Raw genomic sequence first — 3,897 nt, 5'->3', positions numbered from 1 at the left:
GACGACTACCTCGTCAGGCTCTTGCCCCATGACACTTCACCCGATTGCCCTGGGGCAATCCCCCATCGCCCTTGTGGCCTCGACGGGCGGGATTGCCGGCCAAATGGCCCGCAATTTTATGCTGGTTTGCGTGGAGACACGCTTTGGCAGCCTGCAAGCTCCTCATCCCGTGCAGTGGTTGAGCGACAACGGCTCAGCCCGTACGGCCGCCAAGACCCTTACCTTCGCGGTCGCTCTCGGCCTCATTCCTTGCTTCACGCCTGTGCGGTCACCTGAGATGAAGGGGGTGAGCGAGGCTTTTGTGAAGACGCTAAAGCGGGACTATGCCCGCGTGCAGTCTTGCCCCGACGCCGTGCTCGTGCGTCTGGGTCACTGGATCACCGACTACAACGTACACCATCCCCATCGAGGGCTTGGCATGCGCTCACCTCGCGAGTTCATCTGTGTTTAAAAGCAGCTTGCCCCGTGTCCGGTCTGGTAGGGGCTACTCCACGAACACAACGAGCAGCCCAGGCCTTTCGTCTGGACCAAGCCTGCAGCCGCCATCCTCAACAGCCAGGTTGCACCATCCCGTTGAGTCGGTGCGCTAGTGCCCTGACGCCGACGAACGAGCCACGTGCGCGGTTGCTAACCATCTACACTCACGGCGGAATTTTTGTTGCGCGGTGCACCTTTTGAAGGCGTCGATGCACTAGGCTTGGTGTGCCTCATCTACAATCGGGTGCTGTCGCTCCGTTGCGCAGAAGGTCCATTTCTCGATTGTAATTTTAGAGTGTATGCATTCCTTGTCCGCTCGCGCGCACGTTGCGTGCTAATGCTTAGCCGCAGCGATCTGGATCGCAAAAACTAATTGTTTGACACGTAGACTAAGAAGATGCTAATTTTTCGTTGCAAAACGATGCCCGGGCGGCGTATACGAGATTATCAAGGAAGAAAGAGAAGCAATTATGATAGTTGCTAGCAGACCGGATGGCCTTGGTACCCGCCTTCTTACGTTTGCCTACGCGCGGTGTCTAGCTGAAATTCTCAATCAAGAGCTAATCGTTCTTTGGCCAAGCTTAGAAGATAATAACTATAACAAAAACATACTTCGCTCGGACAGCTTTATGAAGATTTTTGAAAGCGACGATGTGTTCATCGACGAAAAATTCGGCCATAGGCGTTCAGATGTTTCTGGGAGTAATATAATATCAATTAACAACTCTCGAGAAATGCTGTCTAGCTTGACTTTAGAAGAAGCTGTTGAAAAATTAACTAGTTATGATTATGTATTTTATGATGTACCGTTCCCTTTATATTTTTCAAATTACTCGATGAATGATTTTAGTGCAAGATTGGCTGATTTGTGGAACATGTTTAATTTCAAAAAGGAAATAAAATATAAGATGGGAGAATTTTGTCGCGAAAATAATATCGTTAATGCAACTGCGATACACGTGCGCCGGGGTGATGTTGAGAAAATCATCATCAACTCAAGTCTGGATTTTCTAAAAGAGCGTGGTATAACACAAATATTTCAGCGATACATACCACTGAAGTCTATTTTTTCTTCTATAGAAAGTTTGCCAAGTGCCGTATCTAATGTATTAGTTTGCTCGGAAGATTTGTCAATTGTCGGTATGTTGAAAGAAAAATATCCCGATATTAAGTTTTGCTCTACTTCGAGTATTTACGACCCCCAAACAGATGAAGGTTCTCTGGCTGATTTGATAGCTTTAGCATCCGTAAAAAAGATTATTTGCCCATTTAAAAGCTTCTATTCGGAATGCGCCGCAACTTTTGGCGGTGCAGAAATGATTAGAAAATTCGATGTAATTGCGCTATCAGAAGAAATAATCCCAATAATAAACTCTTCTGACGTCGGTGACAAGCATCATAGGCGGGCGCTTGTCTACGCAACGGCATGGAGTAATTTATGGAATGCAGTAGGTTCACCCGAGAGGGCAAAAATTTACCATCTAGCCAAAAAAGAAGACAGCTATTTTGTCGATGACATTTTACAAAGAAAATAGCTGAATTTACTTCAAGTTCAGCTTGAGAAATTCTGTTCGGTTAGAAATAACGGCGGTTACGGTGACCTGACCGGCTGGCTTTGGACCGAGCTGATTGAGAGGATCAGCCAGGACCGAAGGAGCGGGACATGCGGCGAGGTCAGAAAACGAGTGCAGAACAGATTGTGCTCAAGCTGCGCCAGATCGAGGTACAAACGGCACACGGCAGGAGCTTGACGCTTGCGTGTAAGGAGGCGAAGCTCTCCGAGCAGAGTTATTACTGCTGGCGCAAGGAGTATAGCGGCCTCCAAGTCGATCAAGCCAAGAAGATGAAGGAGCTTGGGCGCGAGAACGCTCGGTTGCGCCGGCTCGTGGCTGATCTGTCCCTGGAAAAGCAGGCGCTGGCGGACGTCGCAGCGGGAACCTTGTAGCCCCCGAGCGAGCCCGGCAGGCGGTGGACGGGATCCGAGAAGTATCGCCTCTCGGAGGGCCATGCCTGCCGGATCATCGGCCAACCTCGCGGCACGCAGCGCTACGTACTGACCGTGCTGGCCGACGAGGATGCCCTGACCTGCGCTCTCATCGCCCTGGCGTCCGAGTACGGACGCTACGGGCTATCGCCACGTCGCCGCGCTGCTGCAGGCAGCCGGGTGGCCGATGGGTAGAGACCGGGTCCAGCATCTCTGGCGTCGTGAGGGGCTCAAGATCCCACCGAAGCACGGGCCGCGCCGCCGTCTGCGGCTGAACGACGGCTCCTGCGTGCGGATGCGGCTGCTCTACCGAAACCACATCTGGAGCTTCGACTTCGTGCAGGGGCAAACCCCCGACGCGATGTGCCTGCATGGCATCCCCGAGCACATCCGTTGCGGCAATGGCCCCGAGATGGTCTCCAAAGCGCCATGCAAATGGGTCGCCAAGACGGGTCCACAGATCCAGTACCTGGTGGCGACGCCCTGCTCAGCCAGGGCATCGCGCAACTCCGCCAGCATGATGTTGCCACGCTCCTCGCACAGCCTCAGGATCCGCGGGGCGTGGGCTTCGATGACGTGCGAGCGCTGGTCGCCGCCCATCGGCTTGGGCCGGACGTGGCCGTCTGAACCGCCCCGGGTTTCCCGGAGGCTCCCCCTTCTGAGAGGATGGAGCCATGACGAAGCGAACGGCCCCGTTTTCCCTGAGGTGCGCGAACGCGCCGTGCGGATGGTGCGCGACCACGAGGGCGAGCACGGCTCGCAATGGTCGGCGATCCAGTCGATCGCGGCCAAGATCGGCGGCTCGGGCGAGACGCTGAGGAACTGGGTGCGCCAGTCCGAGCGTGATCAGGGCGTGCGGCCTGGCCAGACGACGAACGAGCGCGAGCGGATCAAGGCGCTGGAGCGCGAGGTTCGCGAAATGCGCCAAGCCAACGAGATCGTGCGCAAGGCGTCGGCGTATTTCGCCATGGCGGAGCTCGACCGCTGGCCACGGCCATGATTAGCTTCATCGACGATCATCGGGAGGTCTACGGGGTCGAGCCGATCTGCAGGGTGCTGTCGATCGCCCCGTCGACCTACTACGCGCGCATGGCGCGACGGGCCGATCCCGAGAAGCTCTCGGTTCGCTCCCGCAGCGATGCGGCGTTGATGATCGAGATAAAGCGCGTGTTCGAGGCGAACTTCTGCGTCTACGGTGTGCGCAAGATCTGGCGACAACTGGCCCGGGAGGGGATCGTGGTCGCTCGATGCACGCTCGCCGGAGTGCATCCGAGACCGGCTCGGTCTGGCGGCGTTTGTCACCGCGGCGAGAAGCCCATCTCCTTTCAACGTAAGGTGTGCGTGGCAAGTTATACCGCCGCGCTTAGGTTTTGACTCGTAGCGGGTTTTCATTGGCGCGTGCGTGTGATTCGCTGCTGCCCTTCACCGGGGAGGAG

At 55.4% G+C, this 3,897-nt stretch carries 2 protein-coding genes, 2 pseudogenes and 1 other annotated feature; all 4 genes and pseudogenes read left to right on the top strand.

Annotated features, from left to right (window positions below; translation table 11 throughout):
- Nucleotides 1-451 (top strand): integrase core domain-containing protein (locus VQ02_RS31905; RefSeq protein WP_209437093.1); only part of this gene is annotated, 451 nt, incomplete at its 5' end.
- Between the two features lie 496 nt (nucleotides 452-947).
- The gene (locus VQ02_RS37755; RefSeq protein WP_157080894.1) at nucleotides 948-2,012 is read left to right on the top strand and encodes an O-fucosyltransferase family protein; all 1,065 of its coding nucleotides are present in this window, start codon (nucleotides 948-950) and stop codon (nucleotides 2,010-2,012) included.
- 128 nt (nucleotides 2,013-2,140) lie between these two features.
- A pseudogene (locus VQ02_RS36395) lies at nucleotides 2,141-2,933 on the top strand (transposase); the annotation flags it as partial.
- Nucleotides 2,934-3,135: 202 nt separating this feature from the next.
- Nucleotides 3,136-3,721: pseudogene (locus tag VQ02_RS36390) on the top strand (IS3 family transposase); the annotation flags it as partial.
- Nucleotides 3,416-3,532: a sequence feature (AL1L pseudoknot), on the top strand. (Overlaps the previous pseudogene by 117 nt.)
- Nucleotides 3,722-3,897 lie beyond the last annotated feature (176 nt).

This window comes from Methylobacterium variabile, assembly GCF_001043975.1.
GTDB lineage: Bacteria > Pseudomonadota > Alphaproteobacteria > Rhizobiales > Beijerinckiaceae > Methylobacterium > Methylobacterium variabile.
This window is presented reverse-complemented; position numbering and strand designations above follow the sequence as displayed.

What these genes read in the sequence shown, in the direction of transcription:
- VQ02_RS37755 (WP_157080894.1), top strand. Translation starts at nt 948, where the DNA reads ATGATAGTTGCTAGCAGACCGGATGGCCTTGGTACCCGCCTTCTTACG.